Genomic DNA, 25,614 nt, shown 5'->3' with positions numbered 1-25,614 from the left:
TTGGTCCTCACTCGGCGCCCGGTGGCGCCCGTTATCCTCAGAGCCGTTCAAAGCCCCGCTTCAATTCCCAGTCGGTCACGACGCGGTTCTGTTCGTGAATCTCCCACTCCGCCGCATGGACGTAGTGATCCACCACGTCGTCGCCGAACGCGGCGCGCAGCATCTTGGACTTGTTCATCAGGCTCGCCGCCTCGCCCAAAGTATGCGGGATCTCGCGCACGCGCTTGGCGTGGTAGATGTCGCCGGTGATCGCCGGTTCCAGTTCCAGTTTCTGTTCGATCCCGGCCAGACCCGCCGCCAGCAGACCGGCACAGGCGATATAGGGGTTGAGGTCGGCCCCGCCGATCCGGCATTCGACGCGGATCGCCTTGGTGTTCTCGCCACAGACGCGGAAACCGGCGGTGCGGTTGTCGAAGCTCCAGACCGCCTTCGTGGGCGCGAACATGCCGACGACGAAGCGCTTGTAGCTGTTGATATAGGGCGCGAGGCAGAGGGTGAATTCACGCGCATAGGTCAGTTGCCCGGCCACGTAATGGCGCATGAGGTCGGACATGCCATGCGGGTCCTTTTCATCGCGGAAGGCGGGCTTGCCGTTCTTCCACAGGGACTGGTGCACATGGCTGGAAGAGCCTGCCTTTTCATGGCTGTACTTGGCCATGAAGGTCACGGCGCGGCCCTTTTGGAAGGCGATTTCCTTGACGCCGTTCTTGATGATGGCGTGCATGTCGGCGGTGTCCATCGCGTCGGAGTACTTCGCGTTGATCTCTTCCTGCCCGACTTCCGCCTCTCCCTTGGAGTTTTCGATCGGTATGCCTGCGCCCCAAAGCCCGTTGCGGATGGCGCGCATCACGCTTTCTTCCTTGGTCGTGCCGAAGATCGAATAGTCGATATTGTGGCGGCCAAGGGCCTGAAGGTTGCTGTAGCCGCGATCGTTCAGGTCGTCGAAGCTGTCCTGAAAGAGGAAAAACTCCAGCTCCGTCGCCATCATCGCGTCGAAGCCCATTTCCTTGGCGCGGGCGATCTGCCGTTTCAGGATCGCGCGGGGGGAGACGGCGACTTCCTCATGCGTGTGATGGTCAAGAAGATCGCAAAGCACCATCGCGGTGCCCTCGAGCCAAGGGACATGGCGCAGGGTCGAGAGGTCGGGCTTCAGCACATAGTCGCCGTAACCCTTCGACCAGCTTGCCGACTTGTAGCCGGGCACCGTGTACATCTCGACATCAACGGCCAAGAGGTAGTTGCAGCAATGCGTCTCTTCCCATGCGCCGTCGACGAAATGCTTCGCGACGAAGCGCTTGCCCATCAGCCGCCCCTGCATGTCGGGGAAACAGGCGAGGACGGTATCGATTTCCCCGGCGGAGACGGCTTTCTTAAGCGCGTCGAATGTCAGATTGGCGGGCATTGAGCCACTCCCTTGTATCAGTCCCTGTCGCGCGGATTTCTTATCCGCTTGGCTCCTGCAGATATCATTTGATCAAATTATTGAACAGCGGGATTCGTACAGTTTCAGAAGGTGCCGGGCGGCGGGCTGGCCGCCGCCCGGCGGATGTGATCAGGCGTAACGGTAGGGCCGGCCGGCCTTGTCCATCGCCTCGTTATAGGCCTTGAAGATACCGACGATCTTGGCCTTGGTCTCGCTTTCCGCTGCGATCTCTTCCCAGAAATCGCGCGCGGCGGCTTCGACCTGTGCCCATTCCTCGTCGGGGATGGAGGTCAGCTGCATCTTGGTGCCTTCGACCCGCAGGCGCGCCTCGCCCGCCCAGTACCAGTGCTGGCGGTAGTAGTGGCTCGAGTCGAAGCAGACCCGCACCAGTTCCTGAAGGTTCGCGGGCAGTTCGTTCCAGCGGTCCATGTTCGAGAAGAAATGGCCGACCCATGCGCCCGAGATGTTGTTGGTCAGGAAGTAGTTGGTCACGTCGGCCCAGCCGACCGTGTAGTCCTCGGTGATGCCCGACCACGCAACGCCGTCCAATTCGCCGGTCTGCACGGCGACCTCGATATCTTCCCACGGCAGCGTGACCGGGACGACGCCGAATTTCGACAGGAACCGGCCTGCGGTCGGGAAGGTGAAGACGCGCTTGCCCTGAAGATCGGCAAGGCTGTTGATCGGGTCCTTGGTTGCGAAGTTGCAGGGGTCCCACGATCCGGCCGAGATGTGCTTGACGCCGACCTTCTCGTATTCCGAGGCCCAGATTTCGTTGAGGCCCCAATTGTGGAAGAGTGCGGGCACGTCGAGCGAATAGCGCGAGCCGAAGGGGAAGTAGCCGCCGAACACGGTCACCTCGGTCGGCGAGGCCATGGAGTCGTCATCCGACTGCACCGCGTCGATCGTGCCGCGCTGCATCGCCTGGAACAGTTCGCCCGTCGGCACAAGCTGGTCGGCGAAGTAAAGCTCGATCTCCATCTGGCCTTCGGCGATCTTGTTGAAGCTGTCGATGGCGGGCTTGATCACGTGTTCGCCCAAGGCAGCACCGGCATAGGTCTGAAGCCGCCATTTGATGACGGACTGGCCGTGTACAGCAGGCGCGGCGAGGCCAGCGGCCCCCACTGCGGCGCCAGTGGTCAGGAACTTGCGTCTCGTGGTCATCGGTCTTTCCTCCTTGTTGCAGTTCGGGTTCATCGGCGGTTGACCCGCCTTATTGTTTGTAAAGCGTCTCAGGCAGCCAGAGCGCGATCTGCGGGAACATGATGACGAGCGCCAGGGCAAGGATCATCACGGCCACGAAGGGTATGATCGAGCGGTAGATGTCAGAGAGCGTGATCTCGGGCGGGGCCATAGCCCGCATGAGGAAGAGGTTATAGCCAAAGGGCGGCGTCATGTAGGCGACCTGCGTGGTGATGGTGTAGAGGACACCGTACCAGATCAGATCGAAGCCCAGCGCGTCGACCAAGGGCACATAGAGCGGCGCGACGATGACCAGCATCGCCGTGTCGTCGAGGAAGGTGCCCATCAGAAGGAACGTCAGCTGCATGATGATCAGAACGGTCCAACGGTTCAGGTGCAGGTCCTCAAGGAACAGCCCCTTCAGCGCGTCGACCGCGCGGAGCCCGTCGAAGATCGCGCCGAAGGCGAGGGCGGCAAGGATGATCCAGAGAAACATGCAGGAAATCGCCAGCGTGTGACGGGCCGAGGTCTCGAACACTGTCCAGGTCATGCGGCCCTTGACGACCGCCGCCAGAACCGCGGCCAGCGCACCGATGACCGAGCTTTCGACGAGGCGGACATAGCCGGTGACGAAGGGCACCATCATCGCAAGGAAGATGCCGAAGGGCAGAAGCCCCGCGCGCAGGAGGCGGATCTTTTCGGCGCGGCTGACCTGCGCGCGCTCCTCGGCCGACAGGACGGGCCCGAGCGAGGGCGTGATCTTGCAGCGGATCCAGATGTAGATGATGAACATCGCCGCCATCATCAGGCCGGGCAACACACCGGCGAGCCAGAGCTTGCCGACCGGCTGGCGCGCGATCATCGCGTAAAGCACCAGAACGACCGAAGGCGGGATCAGGATGCCGAGCGACGATCCGGCCTGAATCACGCCCGTCACCATCAGCTTGTCGTAGTTGCGCCGCAGAAGTTCCGGCAGCGCGATCGTGGCCCCGATGGCCATGCCCGCCACGGACAGCCCGTTCATCGCCGAGATCAGCACCATCAGGAAGATCGTGCCGATGGCGAGGCCTCCGGGCACCGGGCCGAACCAGACGTGGAACATTCGGTAGAGGTCGTCGGCGAGCCTGCTTTCGCTGAGGACATAGCCCATGAAGATGAACATCGGCAGCGTCATCAGGGGGAACCAGCTCATCAGCTTGATGGACTGGGCGAAGGCGATGTCATAACCGCCGCGATCACCCCAGAGCCAGAGTGCCGCCACCACGGCGACAAAGCCGATCATGCCGAACATCCGCTGGCCCGAGAACAGAAGGACCAGCATCGCGCCGAACATCGACATGGCGATGAGGTTGGGGGTCATGACAGGTCCTCACCGCGGAGTGTCGCAAGGTCTTTGAAGAAGATCGAGGTGCATTGCAGGATCATCATCACGATGCCCACGCACATCACCACCTTGATCGGCCACATATAGGGCTGCCAGAGCCCGCGGCGCTTTTCGCCGTATTCGATCGCGTAAGCGGTGCTTTCGACCGCGCCGTAGAGAAGCACCCCAAGGTAAAAGATCAGCGCAAGGATGGTGACGACATCGACGATCGCCTTGGTCCGGTCGCTCCAGCGGCTGTAGAAGAGGTCCATCCTGACCGCGCTGTCGAGTTGCAGCGAATAGGCGCCGCCCAGCATGAAATAGCCCAGAAGCAGGAACTGGCCGGTCTCATCCGTCCAGATCGCCGGGGTCAGTGCCGAGCGTGCGAAGGACGACCAGAGCATGACCCCCATCAGCACGAAGAGAAGGTACATGGCAAAGCGCCCGATGCGGTAGTTCACGGCATCGACATAGTGCACGAAAGTTCGGGTCCAGTTCGGCATTTCAGGCGGTTGCCTTTCTTTAGGTTGTTCCGATCCGGGTCAGGGCGGCGGTCAGGACGGGGGCGAGCCCGTCGGCCATCGATGCAATGGCCAGATCGTCGGCCAGAAGATCGTTGCGTAACTCAAGCATGACGTGATGCAGGCCATAGGGTGTGGCCTGAAGGCGGAGCGTATGGGTGACACCATCGGCGGCTGAGTAGGGCTCGTTCAGGCGGCAGGTTAGGCCGGTGAGGGATTGCGCCTCGGCCAGAACCGCCTCTGCGAAAGTCGGGTCGGCATCGTGGATGATGCCAAGTTCCACCTCGCGGTGCTGGCCGTAATAGACCGGCGTGAAACTGTGCACGGTCACGATGACCGGCGGACGACCCTTCGCCAGAAGCCGGGCGATTTCGGCGTGAAGGGCGGCGTGGAAGGGCAGATAGATCAGCTCAGTGCGCCGCTGGCGATCCGCTGGCGACAGGCCGACATTGCCCGGCACCTCAAAGACCTCACTTTTCGCGGCCATCGCGCCCGGGGCATGGGGCGGGCGATTCAGATCATAGACGAGGCGCGAGATGCCGGCGGAAACCAGCGGGGCGTCGAGTGCCTTTGACAGCCCCCGCGCCAAACCCAGCGCGCCGGGATCCCAGGCGATATGCGCCTTGCGGGTTTCCGCATCGAGGCCGAGCGTGCCAAATGCAGGGGGGAAGTGGTTCGATGCATGTTCGCAGACGATCATGAACGGCCCGCTGCCATCGCGGTTCTCGGTCGTCACGACCGGAAGGGTCTTGTCGCTGGCCCCCGCCATTTGCCCGGAATCCTCCCCGATTCACTCCCTCAAGGCTCCTCCGTCACCCACATTTCTGTCAAGATGTTTTCTTAACAAAAAATTCTGTTACAATCTTTACGTAGAGGGTTCCGGGGGTGCCCGGCAGAGGGAGAAGCGGAATGCCTGGCGCCACGCGGACCATCGAGCAGCAGATCAAGGCGCATTTCGACGCGTTGACGCGGACAGAGCGGCAGTTGGCCTCCTACATCACGCGGCATTATCCGGTGGCGGTTCTGGGCTCCATCACAGCGCTGGCGAAGGCGGCGGAGGTGTCGACGCCGACCGTGGTGCGGCTGGTGCAGAAGCTCGGCTACAAGGGGTATCCGGATTTTCAGACCGTGGTCAGGTCCGAGGTTGAGGAGCGCCTGATTTCCCCCATCACGAAGCATGACCGCTGGGCGGGCGGCGTGCCGGACACGCATATTCTCAACCGTTTTGCGGATGCGGTCGTGGGGAATTTGCAGTCCACCTTGGGCCAGATCGACCATGCCGAGTTCGACGCGGTAGCGCGGCTGATGGCCGACAAGGAGCGCAAGATCTTTGCCATGGGCGGGCGGATCACCCATGCGATGGCGGATTATTTCGTGACCCATATGAAGGTCATCCGTCCGAACGTGACCCTCATTTCCGACATGTCCAACGCCTGGCCCCCTGCCCTGATCGACATGGGCAAAGGCGATGTCGTTCTGGCCTTTGACATAAGACGCTATGAAAACAATGTGTTATCTCTGGTCGAGATGGCCGCCGATCAGCGGGCGGAGGTGGTGCTGATCACCGACCAATGGGTCTCGCCCGCCGCCGAGCGGGCGCGGTACCGGCTGTCGGCGCATATCGAGGTGCCCTCGGCCTGGGACTCGACTGTGGCCATTCAGGTGCTGGTCGAAACGCTGATGGCGGCGGTGCAGAGCCTGACTTGGGAGGACACGCAGGCGCGGATGAAGCGGCTGGAGGAGCTGTATTCCCGGGCCCGGTTTTTCCGCCGGTCGAAGTAACGCGGCGAGCGGCGCATCCCGGGGGATACGCCGCTCAGTCCTCAGGCGCCGATCAGCGGCAGTTCCTGCGGCGCGCGGGTCGAGAGGAGTTCAGCCCCGCCGGATCGGACGACGATGTTTTCCTCGTGCACCATCATCAGGCCACTGCCATAGCCGAGCGAGGGTTCAAGCGTCAGCGCCATGCCCTCTTCCAGAACGGTTTCGTCAAACGCGGCATGCGAGGGCTGTTCGGTCAACTGGGTGCCAAGTCCATGGCCGAGCCGCCCGATATCGCCGCCCGACTTGTCCATTTCGGCGATCACGGCCGACATGGCGCGGAAGAGGTCGCGGCAGGTATTTCCCGGTTTCGCCGCCGCCAGCCCGGCTTCGGTCGCGCGCCAGAGTGTGTCGTGGGCGCGTCGCGCCATGTCATCTGCACGGCCAATGGCCCAGTTACGGTCGAAGTCGCAGTAGTAGCCGTCCCAAACACAGCCTGTATCGAGCATCACCACATCGCCGGACTGAAGCGGGCGACGCGAAGGGGGAGAGATGACATCTGCATAACCGCCGGGCTCTGCCGCACCGACGACATAGGGCGCGTCGTCCGCGCCCTGCGCCAGCGCCTCACGGCGGAACGTGCGGAACACCTCTTCGAGCGGCATCCCTTCGGCGATGATCTCTGGCACCCGGGCGAAGGAGGCAGACCCGATGGCGCAGATATGGCGGAGCTTTTCAATCTCGGCGGGGGATTTCACCATGCGCAGGCCCTGCACCAGCCGGGTGGCGTCGGCTATGTGCAGGCCTGGCAGGTTGGTAATCAGGCGTTCCCAATCGCCAAGCGGCATACGGAGCGCGGTTTCGTGGCCCTTCATCACGCCGATCGTCCCGCCCGCCTTGGCAAGCGGCGCGAGCAGGTCGGTCAGAAGGCTGATCCCGTCATCCTCCGGGCGGGGCGCGGACCATGTGCGGACATCGTCAAGCCATGATCGCCGCATCAGAACGCCGCCGATTTCCGGGATGACCGCGACGGGCTTGCCGGATGCAGGCACGAAAAGGAACCATGGCCGGGTCGGGCTTTGCCAGAAGAGCGTCTGGAAGCCCGAGAAATAACGCACATCCGGTTCCGTCATCAGAAGGAGCCCGGCGAGCCCCTGCTTGGCCATCCGTGCCTGTGCCTTGGCCGTGCGGGCGGCGAACTCCGCCTCGGGGAAACCGCGTTCGGGGGCGTCAGGCCGCATCGCGCCCCTCCATGATCATCCGGAAGATCGCCGGGTCGGTCACGCCCTCCGAGCCGATCAACAGCACGCGCGAGTCGGCATCGAGCCCGAGTTTCGACGAAAGCCCCGTATCGGCCCGCGCCGCGATCAGCGCCGCCAGCCCCGCGACCGCGCTTTCGCCAGCCTCGATGGCCGGGTCGCCCGGCAGCGACCGCGCGAGAAGCCGCACGGTCGGCGCGACGACGCTTTCGGGAATGGTCACGAAGTCGGATGCCTCTTCGGCGAGAATTTCCCAGGCAAGCGGGGACGGTTCGCCGCAGGAAAGGCCCGCCATGAGGGTCTCTTCCTCAATGAGGACGGAGGTGGGGGTTCCGGCCTTGGCGCTTTCAAAAAGACAGGCGGCCAGTTCCGGTTCCACGATCACCACGCGCGGGGCCTTGTCGCCCCAGTGCTGGCGCAGCCCGGCGGCGACACCGGCGGCAAGGCCGCCAACGCCGCCCTGCAGGAAGACATGGGTGGGGGCATCGCCCATTGCCTCGCAGATCTCGCGGGTCATCACGCCATAGCCCGCCATCACGTCCCGCGGCGGCTGGGAATAGCCCGGCCAGGAGGTGTCGGAGACGACGAACCAGCCATTGGCCGCAGCCTCGCTCTTCGCAAGGTCGACCGAGTCGTCATAGTCGCCGTCGATCCGGATCACCTCGGCGCCCAGATCGCGCATCGCCTCGGCCCGGCCTTCGCTGACCTCGGCATGGATGTAGATGCGGCAGGGCGCGCCGAAACGCTGGCAGCCCCAGGCAAGCGAACGGCCGTGATTGCCGTCAGTCGCGGAGACCAGCGTGATCCCGGCCGCCTCGTCGCGATATTTGCCCGCGCGGATATCGGCGAGGCTGACCTCTTGGCCAACGCGCTTCGAGATTTCGCGCTGGAGTACACGCAGGGCCGCATAGGACCCGCCGAGCGCCTTGAAACTGCCGAGCCCGAAACGCGGGCCCTCATGCTTGTAAAGGACCGCCTCAACGCCGATCCGTTGCGCAAGTGCCTTGAGCGAGACAAGCGGTGTTGGCTCGTAGCCGTCCCATTCCATGATCTCGGCCTGAGCCGTCGCGAAATCCTCGGGCGTCAGAACCCGGTGCGCGGCGTCGCCGGTCTTGCGCGTCACGGCGACATGGCCAAGGCGGGCGGGAGGCAAAAGGTCGGTCATCGGTCAGTCCTTTCGGGCAGGAAGACGGTCCCGCACCAGTTCCGCCCAGAAGGCAGCACCGATGGGCAGGAGCGCATCATTGAAATCATAATCGGCGGCATGAAGCGGCTGGCCTTGCGGGCCTTCGGTGCCGTTCCCCATGAGAAGGAAACAGCCCGGCACGGCGGCGGAGAAATGGGCGAAATCCTCTGAGAAACTCATCGGCGGGCGATTGCCGTCGGCCTCCAGCCCCGCTGCGCGAGCGGCACGGACGACGGCCTCGACCGGGCCGGTTGCGTTGATCGTTTCGATGAATTCGGTGTTGAAGCTCATCTCAGCGGTCACGCCATGGGTCGCGGCGACGCCGGCCACGATCTGGCGCATGAAGCGTTCTACCGCCTTGCGATCCTCGGGCAGACGGGCGCGGACATCGCCCTTGAGTGTCGCGTGACCGGGCAGCACGTTCCTTTGTCCGTCGGTCAGGAACTCCGTCACCGACACGACGACTCCTGCGCCCGGTGCAAGCTTGCGCGAGACGATGGTCTGCAGGGCCAGCACCATCTCGGCCCCGACGGTGATCGCATCGACGCCGACATGAGGCATCGAGGCATGGCCGCCCTTGCCGGTAATCGCGATCTCAAAGAGGCTTTCAGAGGCGCAGATCTGGCCAGGCCGGGTGGAGACCTGCCCAACAGGCGCGCCCGGCAGGTTGTGGATGGCATAGACCTCTTCGACGGGGAACCGCTCCAGCACGCCCGCATCTATCATTGCGCGTGCGCCCAGCCCGTGTTCCTCGTTCGGCTGGAAGAGGAACACGACGGTGCCGTCAAAATCCTTTTCGTGGGCCAGGGTTTCCGCCGCACCAAGCAGCATGGTCATATGGCCGTCATGACCGCAGGCATGCATGACGCCCGGATTCTCCGAGAGGTAGCCATGGGTGCTCTTCTCGGTGATCGGCAAGGCATCCATATCGGCCCGGAGACCGATGGCGCGGTTGCCGGACCCGGCCTTTAGGACACCGACGACGCCCACGCCTTCATGAACCTCGATGCCAAGCCCCCGCAGATGCGCCGCGACCCTGGCTTTGGTTCGCTGTTCCTGAAAGCCCAGCTCAGGATCGCGATGAAACGCGTGCCTGAGCGTGGTCAGGTTCTGATGACGCTCGTCCATAAGGGTGCTCCCACGGGTCGCTGCGCCGAGACTAGTCCTTGAGAGGGATTTTTGGCGTCGAATTCTCGCGTTTGGGCGATCAAATACATCGGAGAGAGACTGCTTCGTGACGGAATTGAAAGCTAATTTCAATCAGGCGACCGCGCCTTCGCGCGGAATACATATAGTTCTCCGGTCCAGTCGTTTGAGTCGCATCGTCGTCCAGTGCTGAGCAGGCCGCTGCGAACTGCACAAGATTGCCCATCCAATGTCGACATACGGCTGGATACCGGCAGCTCGGTCGGGACACCATCGCTATATAACAGCGACTCAAACCTTTGAAGGTCACGCTCTCATCCGCCGAAAACGCGGTGAATTGGGCAGCGGCGGGACTGACTGAAGGCGTAATTCACCGGGCCAGTGGAAATACCGCGGTTCTTTTGACTGTCCCGTATACGAAGCTCGTATCAATCGATGCGATGCCTCCGATCGGGTGTATCCGGTTGCGTATGAAATCCTCATAGGCTTTCAGGTCCGGCACCAACACGCGCAACTGATAGTCCATCGCGCCTGTCATCACGTGGCATTCGAGCACTTCGTCGATCATGCGAATGCGTTTCTCGAAGTTCTGTACATCCGCCTGATTGTGTCGTTCCAGTTTGACGCGGACAAAGACGGTGATGGCGAGGCCGTAAGCGGCAGCATCCACATCAGCGCTATATCCCTGAATGACGCCTTCAGCCTCAAGGTTCCGGACTCGGCGCAGGCAGGGAGACGGTGACAGGTTCACGGCCTCGGCCAGATCCTGATTGGTGAGGCGCCCGTTTTTCTGAAGAGCCCGGATGATCTGCTTGTCCTTGTCGTCCATATTGGCCTCAGATTGGCATAATCTGCCAATATTTAAACACTTTGAGGCATAATTGGCAATCTAATGCCTTTGAAATTGACTCATCATGGCGTCAACGCAATGCAGGAGTTCGCCATGACCAAAACCGGCGGTTTTGCCACCCGAGCCATTCATCTGGGCTACGACCCCCTTAAAAACAACGGGGCGCTGACCCCGCCGCTGCATCTGACCTCGACCTTTACGTTCGAGACCGCGGAAGCCGGGGGCGAGATGTTCGCCGGCGAGCGCGAGGGCCACATCTACAGCCGGATTTCAAACCCGACCTGCGACCTCTTGGAGCGTCGCATCGCGAGCCTGGAGGGCGCCGAGGCGGGGCTGGCCTTGTCAAGTGGGATGGGGGCAATCACGGCTGTCTTGTGGACCCTGCTGTCACCGGGTGACGAGGTCATTGTCGACAAGACGCTTTACGGCTGCACCTTCGCCTTTATGCGGCACGGGCTGGCGAAATGGGGCGTCACGATCACCCATGTGGACATGACAGAGCCTGAAAACCTGCGCAATGCGGTGTCGGACAAGACCCGGGTCGTCTATTTCGAAACGCCCGCCAATCCGAACATGCGGCTGGTGGATATCGCGGCAGTGTCGGAGATCGCCCACTCTGCAGGTGCGACCATGGTTGTCGACAACACCTATGCCACGCCCTACCTCACCCGCCCGATCGAACATGGGGCCGACATCGTTCTGCATTCCGCCACCAAGTATCTGGGAGGGCATGGGGATGTGATCGCCGGACTGGTCGTCGGCACGCGGGACCAGATTTCCGAAATCCGCCTTGTCGGCATGAAGGACATGACCGGCGCGGTCATGGCGCCGTTCAATGCCATGCTGATCCTGCGCGGGCTGAAAACGCTGGCGCTGCGGATGGACCGGCATTGTGCCTCGGCCAGAGTGGTGGCCGACTATCTGGAAGCGCATCCGGGCGTTGGCACGGTTTATTTCCCCGGGCTTGAGAGCTTTCCCCAGCACGCATTGGCGGGGAAGCAGATGGAACAGCCCGGCGCAATGATTGCGTTCGAGATCGAAGGCGGGATGAGCGCGGGCATCCGGTTCATGAACAAACTGAAAATGATCCAGCGCGCGGTCTCACTCGGCGATGCGGAAACGCTGATCCAGCACCCGGCCTCGATGACCCATTCGACCTATACGCCCGAAGAGCGTGCCGCACACGATATCAGCGACGGGCTGATCCGGTTGTCGGTGGGGCTGGAAGAGGTGGCAGATATTCTGGGCGATCTGGAGCAGGCCCTGCCGATGCGCACCAGGTACGCGGCTGAGTGAGGACAAAGCGATGCCCGCCGATCTGACCCAACTGAAGGCCGTTGAGCAGCGCCTGCTGTGGCTCTCGCATTGGATGATCCATCACGCCAATCACGTCCGGCCCAAGATCGACGGGATCAAGGTTGGCGGCCATCAGGCATCCTCAGCGTCGATGGTGTCGATCATGACCGCGCTCTACTTCTCTGCGCTGCGTCCCGAGGACCGTGTGGCGGTTAAACCGCATGCCTCGCCGGTCTTTCACGCGATCCAGTATATGATGGGCAACCAAACCCGCGAGAAGATGGAGAATTTCCGCGGCTTTGGCGGGGTGCAAAGCTATCCCAGCCGAACCAAGGATACCTGCGACGTCGATTTCTCCACCGGATCGGTGGGGCTTGGCGTGGCAATTACCTCGTTCGCGTCGATTATTCAGGACTACATCCATGCCAAATCCTGGGGTGCGAATGCACCCATGGGCCGGATGGTCGCACTGGTCGGCGATGCTGAACTCGACGAGGGCAATATCTACGAAGCCTTGCAGGAAGGATGGAAGAACGACCTGCGCAACACCTGGTGGATCGTCGACTACAACCGGCAGTCGCTGGACGGGATCGTGCGTGAAGGGTTGTTCGGGCGGATCGAAAAGATCTTTGACGCCTTCGGCTGGGATGTGGTGCGGGTGAAATATGGCGCGCTGCAACGGGCCGCGTTCGAGGAGCCGGGCGGCGAGGCGCTGCGCGACTGGATCGATGCCTGTCCGAACCAGGAATACTCGGCGCTGACCTTCATGGGCGGGGCGGTCTGGCGCAAACGCCTGATGGACGATCTGGGGGATCAGGGCGATGTGACGGCGCTTTTGGAGCGGCGCAGCGATGACGAACTGGCAGAACTGATGGAAAACCTCGGCGGTAACTGCGTCGCGACCATGGCGGATACATTCGCTGCCATAGATCACGACCGTCCGACCTGTTTTCTTGCCTACACGATCAAGGGCTGGGGCACGCCGATCGCCGGGCATAAGGACAACCACGGCGGTTTGATGAACTCGAGCCAGTTCACCGACTGGCAGACTCATATGGGGATCGGCACGGGCGAGGAATGGGAACCTTTCGCGGGGGTTGAAGACCCCGTGGCGCTGAGAGATTTCCTGTCGCGCGTACCATTCTTCGCCCGAGGCACACGGCGCTTCCGCGATAACAGGCTGTCTGTACCCGCGATTGCCATCGACAGCGCCCGTGAGACGTCAACCCAGATGGCATTCGGCAAAATTCTGGACGATCTGAGCAAAGGAAACAGCGGTCTGGCTGCGCGGATCGTCACGACCTCCCCCGATGTCACGGGAACGACGAACCTTGGCCCTTGGGGCAACCGGCGCAAGTTGTTCGCCCGGACCGCGCAAGCGGATGCATTCATCGACCACCGCATTCCCTCGACCGCGAAATGGGAATTCACGCCCGAGGGCCAGCATATCGAACTGGGCATTGCCGAGATGAACCTGATGCTGCTGCTTGGGGCTGCAGGGCTGTCGCATTCGCTCTTCGGCAAACGGCTGATCCCGATCGGCACGGTCTATGACCCTTTCGTGGCGCGTGGCCTCGATGCGCTCAACTATGCCTGCTATCAGGATGCGCGGTTCCTTCTGGTGGGCACGCCGTCGGGCGTGACGCTGGCGCCGGAGGGCGGGGCGCATCAATCGGTCGGCACGCCGCTGATCGGGATAAGCCAGGACGGGCTGGCGGCGTTTGAACCGGCTTTTGCGGACGAACTTGCCGTCATTATGGAATGGGCTTTCGACTATCTTCAGCGCGACGGTGAGGGCGATCCGGATGAACGCACATGGCTGAGGGACGAAACCGGCGGGTCGGTCTATCTGCGGCTGACCACCAACCCGATCGAACAGCCCGGCAAACGGGTCGATGACAGCTTTCGGCAGGGCGCGATTGACGGTGCCTACTGGCTGCGCAAGCCCGGCCCTAATTGCGACGTCGTGATCGCCTATCAGGGGGCGGTTGCGCCGGAAGCGATCCGGGCCGCTGGCTTGATCGGCGAAAACCGCCGAGACGTCGGTGTCCTTGCCGTGACCTCGGCGGATCGGCTGAACGCGGGTTGGACAGCCGCGCAACGTGCGCGGTCCCGGGGACATGCCGGTGCCAGGTCACATGCCGAGGCGCTCCTGTCCGGTCTGCCGCCACATTGCCGGATCATCACGGTCATCGACGGTCACCCGGCCACGTTATCTTGGCTGGGGTCCATCGCAGGGCACCAGACCATCCCACTCGGGGTCGAACATTTCGGGCAAACCGGTACCATCGGCGACCTGTACCGCCACCACGGCATCGACGCGGAGGCGATTGTCGAGAAGGTGAACGGCCTGACGCATGGAAAAGATGTAAGCCACAGAATTCTGGCCCCGATCCCCGGCCACTGAATATTGCCGCCGCCGACCCGCAGCTTTCATTCACAATTTGATCCCGGCAAGTTCGAAACCACGCCGCCAGTTCTCGCGATCATTGTCCTTGTGACAGGTAAAACATTGCGCTCTGGCATAGCTTTCCAGGCTAAAATGTTCCGGCTTTTCCCGCTCCAGCTTGGCCAGGCAGGCTTTGGCCTCGTCTATCCTGCCCAACTGAGCCAGTGACGCCGCAAAAACCGGAACGAAAGCCGGCGGCGCCTCTGCCCAGCCTTTGAAACTGTCAAGCGCAGCAGCGTAGTCACCATTCATGTAAAGTGTGTCGGCGTAACAGGCGGAGATCATGTAACCGCCCAATGGGTTGAGCGCGCCGGCTTTCTTCAGAAGCGCAAGCGCCTCTTCGGTTCGGCCGGCAAAGGCCAGATTCCACGCATGGAACAGCATGATCTCGCAATCATGCGGGTTGAGATTTCCAGCGATCTCGGCGTGTTTCAGGCCGCGTTCCCTGAACCCGAGCGGCGAGAACGCAAACCCCATGGCGACATAGGCATGAATGATGGGGTCGGTATCATCTATCGAAAGTGCGGCCTCGGCATGAAACTGGCATTTGCGCCCGATCTCATCCAGAGACAAACCCATGGCGCCGCTGTAGAACTGATAGGCGTTCTGCAGCGAGAAATAGGCGTGCGCCACCGCCGATGCTGTATCGGCCTCGACCGCTTTGGCCGCCAGTTGATAGGCTTCGCTGTCATTGCCGTGCCACCACGCCGAACGCGACCGAAGAAGCAGATCGTAAGCGCTCAGGTTCTTGTGTGGTCTGTTACGTGCCAGTGCCGTTTCCCGGCTGTCGAGGCTCAGGCTCAGCTTTGTCACGACGGCAGCCGCGATTTCATCCTGAACCGCGAAAACGTCTTCCATCATGCGATCGTAGCGTTCGGCCCAGATACGCATCCCGCTTGTCGCTTCGACCAGTTGCGCCGTGACACGCAAGCGTTCTCCCGCCTTGCGTACACTTCCCTCGACAACATAGCCCACGCCCAGCTGTCGGCCCGCATCCTTGATATCGGGATCCATGTCCGCGAATGCGAATGACGAGCTGCGACCGATGACCCAAAGCGATTGGAACCGCGCCAGTTCGGTAATGATATCTTCGGTGATGCCGTCGGCGAAATACTGTTGTTCCGGATCTTCGGAGAGATTGGCAAACGGCAGAACGGCCACAACGGGCTTTTCGTGCATCGTGCCTGCGTTGTGTGGTTTTGGTTGCGCATCATGGTCTTCGTCGCGCAGCCGCGTGTCACGCAGCCATTCGTCGAAGGAAGGGTCGTTCACCTGAAGACCTGACAGGAATTCGCCTTCGTCGGCCGAACCCAATGCGACCCTACCGGGCGCCAGACCTACCCAATCCGCCTCGATGCGCAGGATCTCGTCACCCCGCTCGCCCAGTTCCTTTCGCAACCCATGCAGGACCTGACGCAGCGAGGCCCGCGCCTGTGCCTCTCCCCGGTTCGACCAGAGCAATGCCATTATCTCTACGCGGCTTCGACGCATGCCCGGCGATTGCGACAGATATGCCAACAACGCCTTGGCCCGTGCGGATGTCAAAGGAACATCAACCCCATCCGGATCGGTCAGGGAAAACGCGCCGAAGAGGTTCATTCGATACATGTCAGCGCCTCGTCGGTCGAAATAACGCCTGTGCCGAAATTATTAACGGCAAAATGACGTACCGCAATGCGTGAGCAGGCCTGCGTTCAGGTCCCGAATAACGGTCGAAGGACGGGTGCCGACTACTGTTGTTCCCATCGGGCTAGCGCCCCGCCCTTTCGAAACCATGGGAGCAAGACAATGCACAAGGTTTACGGTGATCTCTATAGCACGCTCACATTTGGTGGCACACAAAAGCCGGTATCGCGCGGTGCGCGTGACGAACGCATGCGCCAGCGGGCCGAAAAGATGCACCTTTCGGAGGCGGAAGGTACCTTTGCCGGAACGCAGAACAGCCGGGCACGCGTCTGGGCGGCGAGGCTGGTTCTGGTTCCCGTCGCACTGGCAACCGGAGTAATCGCGATTTCTTCGGCCATCGGGGAAGCTGCTTCGAAACTCTATGTCGAACCCTTCGCGCGCAAAGAGAGCTCTCGGCATGATACCGGCGACCGGCGGTGACCGGGAGGAATGTCTTCAACGCGTTGCTGGCGGTGGCGGATCGCATGCCACACCGAGAGCGTGAATCAGTTCTCCCGGAAGCTTCTCCACAGGGACTCGCTCAGTGGCTGCGCGAGGTATTCGAACAACGTCCGGTCCCCCGTCAGGATCATGACATCCGCCGGCATTCCGGCGTTAAGCCTTACGTCCGACAGACTTGTGAGTTCAGCCGGATCGACAACGATCTTGGCGAGGAAATAGGCTTCTCCGGTGCGTGAATCGGTAAACCGATCGGCCGAGACCGAGCGCAACTGGCCATGGATCTGGGGCATGCTCCGTTGGCGATAGGCCGTCAACAGCACACGCGCCTGCATTCCCGGCTGAACGTCATCAATATCTGTCGGCCTGATTTTCGCATCGATCACGAGATCCGCGTCGTTCGGAACGATATCCAGAATTGGCTGACCCGGTTCGATCACGCCAGTCACCGTGGTGACGCGCATGTTCATGACCGTTCCGGCGATCTGCGACCTTACAATCGTGCGTTCCAGAATATCCCTGCGCGACGGCAGCTCGCTCTGGACCTCGCCCAATGCCCGGCGAACTTCGGTCAGCTGTTCGCTCGCCTTTTGTCTGACGTCAGCACCCACCGGACAGTTTCAGGGGTTTGCGTAACGGAGGGTTCTGGTTCATCGAAGCCATTATGGAGCGCAGATGAAACAGAAACCCGGAACATCGAAGGATGCCGCTGACAAGTTGGTCAGGGGCATCAAGCGGAAGACCCGCAAGCATTACTCGGCCGAGGAGAAGATCAGGATCGTCCTGGCCGGCTTGCGTGGCGAGGAGAGTATCGCCGCGCTGTGTCGCCGCGAGGGCATCGCCGAGAGCCTGTATTATTCCTGGTCGAAGGAGTTTCTTGAAGCTGGGAAGAACCGCCTGGCGGGTGACACGGCCCGTCAGGCGACAGCGCCTGAGGTCAAAGAATTGCGATCTGAAGCATTGGCCCTGAAGGAGGTCGTGGCCGAGCTGACGCTTGAGAACCGTCTGCTCAAAAAAAGCATGATCGGGGATGGGGAGGACGACGAATGAGATACCCAGCCTCAGAGAAGCTCGAGATCATCCGCACTGTCGAGGCGTCGCATCTGCCGACTCGGCAAACGCTGAAGATGCTCGGCATCCCCAGCAGCACCTACTACGACTGGTATGCCCGTTGGTGCGATGGTGGCATCGATGCGCTTGCCGATCGATCTCCCCGGCCCGGATCGGTCTGGAACCGCATCCCGGACACGGTTCGTGACGATGTTGTCGATTTTGCTCTGGAGCACGAGGACCTGACGCCCCGGGAACTTGCGGTCAAATACACCGACGAGAAGCGCTACTTCGTGTCGGAATCCTCGGTGTATCGCATTCTCAGTGCCGAGGACCTGATCACTGCGCCAGCCCATGTGGTGATAAAGGCTGCGGACGAGTTCCGGGACAAAACCAGCTGACCAAACGAGCTCTGGCAGACGGACTTCACGTATCTAAAGGTGATCGGCTGGGGCTGGTTCTATCTCAGCACGATCCTTGACGACTACAGCCGCTACATCATTGCCTGGAAGCTCTGCACGACGATGAAGGCCGCAGATGTAACCGACACGCTGGACCTGGCGTTGGACGCGTCTGGGTGCGATCAGGCCATGGTCGTGCACAAGCCAAGGCTGCTCAGCGATAACGGCTCGTCCTACGTCGCCGCCGACCTGGCTGACTATCTCGATGACAAGGGCATGGATCACGTTCGCGGTGCGCCGCACCATCCCCAGACACAGGGCAAGATCGAGCGCTGGCACCAGACCATGAAGAACCGGGTTCTGCTGGAAAACTACTTCCTGCCCGGCGATCTCGAGCGGCAGATCGGCGCCTTCGTCGACCATTACAACAACCATCGCTACCACGAGAGCCTGGCCAACCTGACGCCGGCCGATGTCTACCACGGCCGAAGTGCGAAGATCCTGAAGATGAGAGAGGAGATCAAGACACAGACAATCAGAAAACGACGGTTGCAGAACCAAGCCGCTGCTGCCTAAACTTGAACAGAAACTGAACCAGAGCCTCCGTTACTAAACAGCCCAAGATGTCCGGAAAACTCTGACGACGGACATGGATTTGCACACAGGGCCGCCATTCGCCCGCTCCGATACGTCGGCGAATATGTGAAACCCGGAGACGAGAATACGTAGTCGTCACACTCAGATACCACTTGTCAGAAATTCGATGGCTTGGAGAACCGGAGCTCGGCGCCGTGCAAAGGAACGACTTCGTGGAATTTGCCGCTCGCGGTGAATTCGGGGAGAGCTTCGCTCGCGTTAATCGTCACATTTCCTAGCCCATTGTCGTGAAATACCCGTTCCACCGACTCGATGACGGCGTCAAACACCGGCCCTTCGGCCACGCCTTCGACCAGTTGGATACGCACCTCGAAGGCTCTCTGTCCGGTCTGTACCAGTTGGACACGTCGGGCCTGTTCGTGTTCCAGATCGAAGACGAGCGGCGACAGCGAGACGTTGCCGACCCGCACGAGTGTCGCCTGTCGCCCTTCCACATCGAAACTGCGAAACGGTGAGCCGCAGGGGCAGGTGTCAGTGTGGAACCGCACGCAGTCGCCAAGATCGTAGCGGATGAACGGTTGAACCTCGTTGGCGAGGACTGTCAGCAGGACCGTGTCCGACAAGGTGCCGTCGGCAACGGGTTGCATCGCCTCATCGACCGCTTCGAGGATCACCCAGTCCTCGTTCAGATGCTTCCGGCCCTGGCTGCAGGTGAACGAGAGAGCGAGGCATTCGGTGCAGCCGTAGAAATCGGCAATGCCGTATGTGAGAGAGGGAAAGGTCCGCAGGGCGCGCGCTTGGAGATCACTTGTGAGGGTTTCGCCCCCCGTGCTGAAGAGTGCTGGTTCGATCCTGAGCCGCCCGGCCTCCTTTTCTTGCACGAGGATATTCAGCATACTGGGATAAGTGACGATCCACGCGACGTCAGGGATCGCATTCAGTTTTTCGACAAGTCGATCGATTGGCTGCTCGGCCTCGACGAACGTCAGGCCGAGGCCCCTAGCCAGTCGCGGATTCACGTTCTGTACGAGCCTGTTAAACCCATTGCCCGCGAAATGACCGTTTCCACCGGTGATCGTCACCCGCACGCCGCGGTTTCTGAGGTCGCGGATCATCGCCCAGTGGTAGCGCTCGAAGCGCGCCATCATGATGCCGAAGTAGTACTCCACAAATGCCGGGGACAGGACGATGACCGCGGGTTCGCCCGATGTTCCCGAGGTCTGAAATACGGCGACATCGCCGACCGGCACGCCGACATTATCCATATCGCTCAGATGCGCGCGGGCCTTTTCGAGCGAAAGCGACCGGATTGTCAGCCAGTCATCGAACCCGTCCATAAGATCGGGTTTACGGGTGACTGGCAGATCGGCGAAGTCGATCTTGTCCGACGCGGGCAGGTCGGCGTAGAGACTCCCGAACAGGGGCGAGTCGCGTCGCGCCCTCTCCACCAGACGCCGCAGGCGGCTGACTTGCCGGGCTTCAATCCGTCTGCGCCCGCCCCAATGCGTCCAAAGCCCATCGGCCGCGTAGGTGAACGCTTTGAGCAGGCTGATCCGCATGGTAGCTGGCGCGCCTGCTCCTGTCATATCGAGTCAGACGACGACGGCGTCATCGGATTGGCGGGATTAGCGGCCCATTCCTGCAGCGAGGCCGTATAGACCGCGACGTCCTTGAAGCCGAGGCGCGTCAAGGCGAAGGCCTCCGATGAGGCCGCGATTCCGCCTCCGCAATAGGTGATGATCCGCTGGTCCCGGTCGAGCTCATGCATCGCCGCGAGCTGCACAAGCGGCTTGTAGCGACCGGTTTCGTCGATCAGGTCCAGTGCCGAGATGTTGATAGCCGACGGGATGTGGCCAGCGCGGTCGGCGTAGAGGGCGACCTCTCCGCGATAACTCTCTGCCGGCAAGGTGTCGATCAGTTGCGCCCCGGGGCTGTCAATGGCTGCGCGCACCTCGTCCTCGCCGACGATCAACTCCGGCCTTGGACGCGGCGTCAATTCACGGGGAGGATGCATAGCCGGTTCCGTCGAGATCGAGCGGCCTTCGGCTTTCCAGGCATTTAAGCCACCATCGAGGATCGCGGCGTGATCAAAGCCAACCCAACGCAGCATCCACCACACCCGTGCCGCCCAGGCAGAAAACATGGAATCGTAGAGCACGACGCGCGACGCGTCGCCAACGCCGAGCCTGCCCATCGCGGCGCAGAACGCATCCGGACTCGGTGGCGCAAATTCGATCGGGCTGGACTGGTCCGAGAGGTCGCCCTTCAGATCGGCAAATCCGGCCGTCGGAATGTGGCCAAGGAGGTAATCGTCAAGGCCGCTGCGGTTGATAAACCCTTCCGGCGTCTCGTCAATGTGCACAGTGCAGTCGAGCACCACGAGATCGGGATCGCTGAGATGCCTGTTCAGCCAGTCTGTCGATATCAGCCCGTCCATAGTTGGAGGATGCACGTCGGAGTGACAGGTCTCATTGATGGATATCAATCATTTGCGATCCGGCCAGAGCATCGACCGTGGCAAGCGCCCCGACGGATCCCAACTGCGCCGAACGCCTGCCCTGAAGCCATCTCAATTCCTCGCCGCCAGCAAGTGCGTTCCGGGCGCGCCACCCCCGAAGACTATGGCACTCACCGAGAAGAGGCCGACGAGAATAACGGAAGGCCAGCCCAGCCAGTCGCCGAAGCGGGCGTAGACCGTGCGCACGCCTTCGGTCGGCACATCGATGCACATGATGTCGGCCTCTCCCACGCCGCGGTTCATCTGGCCGAGGATGCGACCCTAGGGGTCCACCGCGTACGAGATGCCATCATAGGTGGTCCGGACATGTGTGAAGCCGTTCTCGACCGCCAGGCCGGGTGTGCCGAACACGAGGGCAAGCGCGGCCGCCGTGATCGCAGTTGGACGTACGGCAAGTCCGCGTTCCCAGACATGGTTGATCGAGGCCGCGAGCCAGGACCACAGGGCACGGCTGAATCGCAGGATCAGGATGGGCGCGACGATGATCATCCAGGGCACGCAGGGCAGGAAATCGCTCCGCCGGCAGAGCATGAAAAGGCCGAAGCCAAAGATGAAGAGCGCAGCCGCGGCGATGACGGGTGGGTTTTCAGCGTTGGGGTCAGATACACGTTCTATTGGTGTTCCCCCCATAATCTCGGCGGGACGGCCATAGACGGGTGGGTCGCGGCGCGCGAACCCGATCCCGTTGGCGAAATGTTCCGGATCATGCGGACACTTCATGCGGCGGATGCTGCCGCGCCGACTTCGCGATAGAGCCAGGCACCGGCAAGTGCTGCCAGAGGCACCTCGAACAGCCCCCAGATCGCCGATATGACGGCGACCCGTGGCGTCACCACACCCGAGAGCGTCAGCGACACCCCCATAAGCGCCCAGGCGATCAGCCAGAGTGTGAAGCCCGCAATGACCGCCGTAGTCGGTCCCGGACCGAAACGCGGACGGATTGCGGCATAAAGCCAGATCAGCACGAATCCGTTGAGCACAACAACACCTACGAGAGCCAGGGAAAGCAATGTGCCATAGGCCATCGCGTCGGGGTCGACGGCCGTCGCGTCCCATTCGTCGCTGAGCACGACCGTGGCGAGGACCGACTCGCCTGCGGCCAGCAGGAGCCCGGCAACAAGACCGCCGAGACATACACGGGCGTAGTTGATGCCTTGCCCTCTCAGAGTCACCATCTCTCGCCTCCCTGTCGGGTCGGCCGTTGCTACGAGTCACAGGGCGCCAGGCTCACGACCCTGACCTCGCGACTTCAGGGGCGCGAGGAAGTTCGGGCTACTGCAGACAACCCGCGCCGTGCTGACTACAACCGGCAGGTTCCTTGAAGTCTCGCACGGAGAACGGATCGGCGCGTTGACGGATATCAATCGCTTTCGCGTCGTGTGGTCTGAAAGACAGGACCATCCGTGGAACGATCATCCGATGCACACTGAACCCATGTGTTCCTGGGCCGTTTCAATCCACTCACCGCTACATGGGATTAATAGCCGAAAAGAGGTGCAGTCCGCCAAAGACGCTCATGCCGATGATTGGAGGCGAGGAACTCACACTGTCGAGCATGAAGCGCGCATGAGTACGAAAGATGCAGACAAACGTGGTACCGGGGCGGGCGCTTTGATCGGGATCAGCCCAATCCTATTTTCCAGGGCTAAACTTGCTGTTGCTCATGGTCCGGAGGCTTTGGGATGTTTTCGCGTACGGTTCGGTTGGTCGAGATTTTCGGCTTTCAGGTTAAGGTCGACGCCAGTTGGTTCTTTATCGCTTTTCTGGTCGTGTGGTCGCTGATGTCGGGCTATTTTCCCGCCCAAGTCCCGGGATTGAGAACGGGCGACTACCTCGTCCTTGCGATCATCGCCATGGTCGCTCTCTTTGCCGGGCTGATCCTGCACGAACTGGCCCATTCGCTCGTGGCACGGCGGTTCGGGCTTGGTATCGGCGGGATCACTCTGTTCATCTTTGGCGGCGTTGCGGAGCTTGACGAGGAACCGGTCGATCCCCGTTCGGAGTTCTGGATTGCGATTGCAGGCCCAATCATGTCCTTCGCACTGGCGGGGCTCGCTTATCTGGCACTCCTTCTTTCGAAAGCCACCGGTATTTCCGAACCTCTGCAGGCAGTTCTGGAATACCTTGCCCTGATCAACTTCGTCCTTGCTCTGTTCAACCTGCTTCCAGCTTTCCCGCTTGATGGCGGGCGGGTCTTGCGGGCGGCTCTCTGGCGCTGGTCGGGCGATCTCGTCAAGGCGACGCGCAGCGCGACGGCCGCGTCTGCAATCCTTGCCTACGCATTGATTGCATTCGGCTTCGTCTCACTCTTTTCCGGTGCGGTCATCGGTGGCTTCTGGCAGGCGCTGATTGGGCTTTTCCTATTGACGGCCGCCCGCGGAACCTATCAGCAGCTGATGGTCAAGACGGCGCTCAGAGACAAGAGCGTCGCGACAATGATGAGCCGAAGCATACATACTGCAACGCCCGACGACACGCTCGGTGATGTGGTTAACCGTATCATGCTGCGCCATTCAGTGAGCTTCGTACCGGTAACGGAGGGCGATCACCTTCTTGGATATGTTGACACGGCGCTCTTGCAGAAGATCGATCGCGAGAACTGGGGCGACACGCACGTCGGCGATATTTACGTCCGCAGCGATCCCACGAACACGATCACGCCGGATGTGGCGACGGATGCATTGATGACGCGGATCGCCTCGGGCGGGCGCCGCAAGTTCCTGGTCGCCGAAGGCGGGCGGTTACTCGGCGTCATCACTCTATCTGACCTCATGGCCTATCTGGCGGTTCTGCAAGAGCTTGGACCGATACGTTCGACGGGAACCGCAGGACGGCGGTCTGGACAACTCGGTCCCGCAGATTGACGGACGGTGCTCCGCCGGACAAAGGTGGGACCGGAAGACGAAGGAAGCCACCCGGTCATGACGCAGGCGAGTGACAGTTCTAATCTGCTCGATACCCTTTTCGATGCGGCAGTCGACGCGATCATCGTAGCCGATATCGAAGGCCGGATGATCAGGGTCAATCGGGCAGCCGCGACCATGTTCGGCTATGCGCCGGGTGACATGGAGGGCGATTCCATCGATGTGCTGGTGCCGAATACGGAGGAGGTCGGCCACAGCAGCAAGATTGCCGCCTATCTTGCCACCGGCAAGGCCCACATCATCGGGGTCGGTCGCGATGTCGAAGCGGTTCGCAAGGATGGCAGCATCTTCCCGGCTCATCTAAGTGTCGGGCACGGCACCATGGGCGACCAGCCGGTTTTTGTCGGCTTTCTGCATGACCTGACGGATCGCCACCAGGCGCAGCAGGCGGTCGAGGCGGCTCAGCGAATGGAGGCGCTTGCCCGGCTGACAGGCGGCATCGCCCATGACTTCAACAATCTCCTTACGATCATCATTGGCAATCTCGAACTGCTCGAAGCAAAACTTGTCGATGACAATCAGAAGGCGCTGCTAAACGAGGCGCTGACGGCAGCCGAACTCGGCTCGAAGGTCATCGACAAGCTGATGGTCCATGGCCGTCGAGGCCCGCTTCAGCCCATCCGGCTGGATGTGAACGCGGTCATCGAAGAGGTGACCACGCTCCTGTCCCGCACCCTCTCGCCCCACGTTAAGCTCAGCACGGCGCTTGGTGACAATGTGCTGCAAATCGACGCCGACCCGGCACAGTTGCAGAATGCGCTGATCAATCTTGTCGTCAATGCGCGGGACGCGATGCCCAACGGTGGAGAGATTGTCATCAGTTCATCAAATGTCGAAGCGGATACGTTCGTTGCCGCAGAAACCGGCGCAACTCCGGGCCGCTACGCACGCATTTCGGTAACGGACAATGGTCAGGGCATGGCCCCGGACGTAAGACGGCGGGCGTTCGAGCCCTTCTTTACCACAAAGGCCCCAGGGAAGGGGACCGGTCTTGGTCTTGCCACCGTCTACGGTTTCATGCGTCAGTCGGGTGGGCACGTGACGCTTTACAGCGAGGTCGGGTTGGGCACGACCATTGGCCTGCACTTTCCCGCGGCTGTGGGCGCATCGGTTTCGCCGGATGCCCAATGGCCCGAACCGGAAGGCACGCCAGATACCGGTCAGACCATTCTGGTCGTTGAGGATGAAGAAGCCATCCTGCGCCTTTCGGTAAGTCGGATCGAGGCGCTTGGCTACCGAGCCTTGCCTGCGTCGAACGCGAATGAGGCGCTGACGCTGCTTGCCTCTAATCCCGCGATCGACGCGCTTTTTACTGATATCGTGATGCCAGGCGGGATGAACGGGCTGGACCTTGCCCGCAAAGTCCGGGCGGAACGACCCGACATCGCGATCCTGCTCACCTCAGGCTTTTCCGGCGACCTGATCCATCCAGGCAACGGGTTTTCGACGAATTTTCAGTTGCTGTCCAAACCCTACCGACAGGGAGAGCTTGCAACCCGCCTCAGAATCCTGCTGTCAGGCCGGGCGACCTAAAGCGCTTCGTGTTTTTGATGAGATACCAAGCATC

The 25,614-nt window shown here is 61.4% G+C and carries 22 protein-coding genes and 1 pseudogene; 7 read left to right on the top strand and 16 right to left on the bottom strand.

All coding sequences use genetic code 11. The features are described 5' to 3' along the window. Nucleotides 1–37 precede the first annotated feature (37 nt). The 5 genes from OEZ71_RS15675 to OEZ71_RS15655 all read right to left on the bottom strand — a co-directional run bounded on the left by OEZ71_RS15675 (nt 38) and on the right by OEZ71_RS15655 (nt 5,189). Nucleotides 38–1,402: a glutamine synthetase family protein gene (locus tag OEZ71_RS15675; RefSeq protein WP_263740966.1), complete on the bottom strand. Its 1,365-nt coding sequence runs from the start codon at nt 1,400–1,402 to the stop codon at nt 38–40. Nucleotides 1,403–1,552: 150 nt separating this feature from the next. Beyond that, nucleotides 1,553–2,587, bottom strand: coding sequence for a TRAP transporter substrate-binding protein (locus OEZ71_RS15670; RefSeq protein ID WP_263740965.1), 1,035 nt, complete (start codon nt 2,585–2,587; stop codon nt 1,553–1,555). A 49-nt stretch (nt 2,588–2,636) separates the two neighbouring features. After that, a complete protein-coding gene (locus OEZ71_RS15665) occupies nt 2,637–3,965 on the bottom strand; it encodes a TRAP transporter large permease (protein WP_263740964.1) in 1,329 nt (442 codons plus the stop codon). After that, a complete protein-coding gene (locus OEZ71_RS15660; RefSeq protein ID WP_263740963.1) occupies nt 3,962–4,471 on the bottom strand; it encodes a TRAP transporter small permease subunit in 510 nt (169 codons plus the stop codon). Before OEZ71_RS15660 ends, OEZ71_RS15665 begins: the two co-directional genes overlap by 4 nt. Nucleotides 4,472–4,490: 19 nt before the next feature. Beyond that, complete coding sequence (locus OEZ71_RS15655) at nt 4,491–5,189, bottom strand: N-formylglutamate amidohydrolase (protein ID WP_263741417.1); 699 nt, start codon at nt 5,187–5,189, stop codon at nt 4,491–4,493. A 209-nt stretch (nt 5,190–5,398) separates the two neighbouring features. Here OEZ71_RS15655 and OEZ71_RS15650 point away from each other — a divergent pair, with 209 nt between their 5' ends. Beyond that, nucleotides 5,399–6,271: a MurR/RpiR family transcriptional regulator gene (locus tag OEZ71_RS15650; protein ID WP_263740962.1), complete on the top strand. Its 873-nt coding sequence runs from the start codon at nt 5,399–5,401 to the stop codon at nt 6,269–6,271. 41 nt (nt 6,272–6,312) lie between these two features. Here OEZ71_RS15650 and OEZ71_RS15645 read toward each other — a convergent pair whose 3' ends face one another. From OEZ71_RS15645 to OEZ71_RS15630, 4 genes are all read right to left on the bottom strand, one after another. Further along, nucleotides 6,313–7,488: a M24 family metallopeptidase gene (locus tag OEZ71_RS15645; protein ID WP_263740961.1), complete on the bottom strand. Its 1,176-nt coding sequence runs from the start codon at nt 7,486–7,488 to the stop codon at nt 6,313–6,315. Then, nucleotides 7,478–8,671 carry a diaminopropionate ammonia-lyase gene (locus OEZ71_RS15640; protein WP_263740960.1) on the bottom strand — a complete coding sequence of 398 codons (1,194 nt, stop codon included), beginning with the start codon at nt 8,669–8,671 and terminating at the stop codon, nt 7,478–7,480. The genes OEZ71_RS15645 and OEZ71_RS15640 overlap by 11 nt, the downstream gene beginning before the upstream one ends. A 3-nt stretch (nt 8,672–8,674) precedes the next feature. After that, nucleotides 8,675–9,820 (bottom strand): amidohydrolase, encoded by a 1,146-nt coding sequence (locus OEZ71_RS15635; RefSeq protein WP_263740959.1) that lies wholly within the window; start codon nt 9,818–9,820, stop codon nt 8,675–8,677. Nucleotides 9,821–10,208: 388 nt separating this feature from the next. Beyond that, nucleotides 10,209–10,667, bottom strand: a complete 459-nt coding sequence (locus OEZ71_RS15630) for an Lrp/AsnC family transcriptional regulator (protein ID WP_263740958.1) — start codon at nt 10,665–10,667, stop codon at nt 10,209–10,211. A 114-nt stretch (nt 10,668–10,781) separates the two neighbouring features. Between OEZ71_RS15630 and OEZ71_RS15625 the strand changes: the two genes are divergently transcribed. Beyond that, a complete protein-coding gene (locus OEZ71_RS15625; RefSeq protein ID WP_263740957.1) occupies nt 10,782–11,984 on the top strand; it encodes a methionine gamma-lyase in 1,203 nt (400 codons plus the stop codon). Nucleotides 11,985–11,994: 10 nt separating this feature from the next. Next, nucleotides 11,995–14,391: a 1-deoxy-D-xylulose-5-phosphate synthase N-terminal domain-containing protein gene (locus OEZ71_RS15620; RefSeq protein ID WP_263740956.1), complete on the top strand. Its 2,397-nt coding sequence runs from the start codon at nt 11,995–11,997 to the stop codon at nt 14,389–14,391. 30 nt (nt 14,392–14,421) lie between these two features. Here the strand turns inward: OEZ71_RS15620 and OEZ71_RS15615 are convergent, their stop codons facing one another. Next, the gene (locus tag OEZ71_RS15615) at nt 14,422–15,924 is read right to left on the bottom strand and encodes a hypothetical protein (RefSeq protein ID WP_263740955.1); all 1,503 of its coding nucleotides are present in this window, start codon (nt 15,922–15,924) and stop codon (nt 14,422–14,424) included. A 297-nt stretch (nt 15,925–16,221) separates the two neighbouring features. On the opposite strand from OEZ71_RS15615, the gene OEZ71_RS15610 reads away from it, so the two are divergent. Continuing rightward, the gene (locus OEZ71_RS15610) at nt 16,222–16,539 is read left to right on the top strand and encodes a hypothetical protein (protein ID WP_263740954.1); all 318 of its coding nucleotides are present in this window, start codon (nt 16,222–16,224) and stop codon (nt 16,537–16,539) included. A 65-nt stretch (nt 16,540–16,604) separates the two neighbouring features. Here OEZ71_RS15610 and OEZ71_RS15605 read toward each other — a convergent pair whose 3' ends face one another. Further along, nucleotides 16,605–17,168, bottom strand: coding sequence for an HlyD family efflux transporter periplasmic adaptor subunit (locus OEZ71_RS15605; protein ID WP_263740953.1), 564 nt, complete (start codon nt 17,166–17,168; stop codon nt 16,605–16,607). Nucleotides 17,169–17,232: 64 nt separating this feature from the next. Between OEZ71_RS15605 and OEZ71_RS15600 the strand changes: the two are divergent. Beyond that, a pseudogene (locus OEZ71_RS15600) lies at nt 17,233–18,584 on the top strand (IS3 family transposase). Between the two features lie 176 nt (nt 18,585–18,760). On the opposite strand, the gene OEZ71_RS15595 reads toward OEZ71_RS15600, so the two are convergent. The 5 genes from OEZ71_RS15595 to OEZ71_RS15575 all read right to left on the bottom strand — a co-directional run bounded on the left by OEZ71_RS15595 (nt 18,761) and on the right by OEZ71_RS15575 (nt 22,298). After that, nucleotides 18,761–20,164 carry a phenylacetate--CoA ligase family protein gene (locus OEZ71_RS15595; protein WP_263740952.1) on the bottom strand — a complete coding sequence of 468 codons (1,404 nt, stop codon included), beginning with the start codon at nt 20,162–20,164 and terminating at the stop codon, nt 18,761–18,763. 23 nt (nt 20,165–20,187) lie between these two features. Continuing rightward, nucleotides 20,188–21,057 (bottom strand): sulfurtransferase, encoded by an 870-nt coding sequence (locus tag OEZ71_RS15590; protein ID WP_263740951.1) that lies wholly within the window; start codon nt 21,055–21,057, stop codon nt 20,188–20,190. Nucleotides 21,058–21,174: 117 nt separating this feature from the next. Beyond that, nucleotides 21,175–21,366 carry a hypothetical protein gene (locus OEZ71_RS15585; RefSeq protein ID WP_263740950.1) on the bottom strand — a complete coding sequence of 64 codons (192 nt, stop codon included), beginning with the start codon at nt 21,364–21,366 and terminating at the stop codon, nt 21,175–21,177. A gap of 18 nt (nt 21,367–21,384) precedes the next feature. Then, nucleotides 21,385–21,843 (bottom strand): hypothetical protein, encoded by a 459-nt coding sequence (locus tag OEZ71_RS15580; protein ID WP_263740949.1) that lies wholly within the window; start codon nt 21,841–21,843, stop codon nt 21,385–21,387. Further along, a complete protein-coding gene (locus OEZ71_RS15575; protein WP_263740948.1) occupies nt 21,840–22,298 on the bottom strand; it encodes a hypothetical protein in 459 nt (152 codons plus the stop codon). The genes OEZ71_RS15580 and OEZ71_RS15575 overlap by 4 nt, the downstream gene beginning before the upstream one ends. A gap of 507 nt (nt 22,299–22,805) precedes the next feature. On the opposite strand from OEZ71_RS15575, the gene OEZ71_RS15570 reads away from it, so the two are divergent. Then, nucleotides 22,806–23,987, top strand: coding sequence for a site-2 protease family protein (locus tag OEZ71_RS15570; protein WP_263740947.1), 1,182 nt, complete (start codon nt 22,806–22,808; stop codon nt 23,985–23,987). A 57-nt stretch (nt 23,988–24,044) separates the two neighbouring features. Beyond that, nucleotides 24,045–25,580, top strand: coding sequence for a PAS domain S-box protein (locus tag OEZ71_RS15565; RefSeq protein ID WP_263740946.1), 1,536 nt, complete (start codon nt 24,045–24,047; stop codon nt 25,578–25,580). The last annotated feature ends 34 nt before the right edge of the window (nt 25,581–25,614 follow it).

Origin of the sequence: Albidovulum litorale (genome assembly GCF_025751495.1) — a bacterium.
GTDB classification, from domain to species: domain Bacteria; phylum Pseudomonadota; class Alphaproteobacteria; order Rhodobacterales; family Rhodobacteraceae; genus Albidovulum; species Albidovulum litorale.
This window is presented reverse-complemented; position numbering and strand designations above follow the sequence as displayed.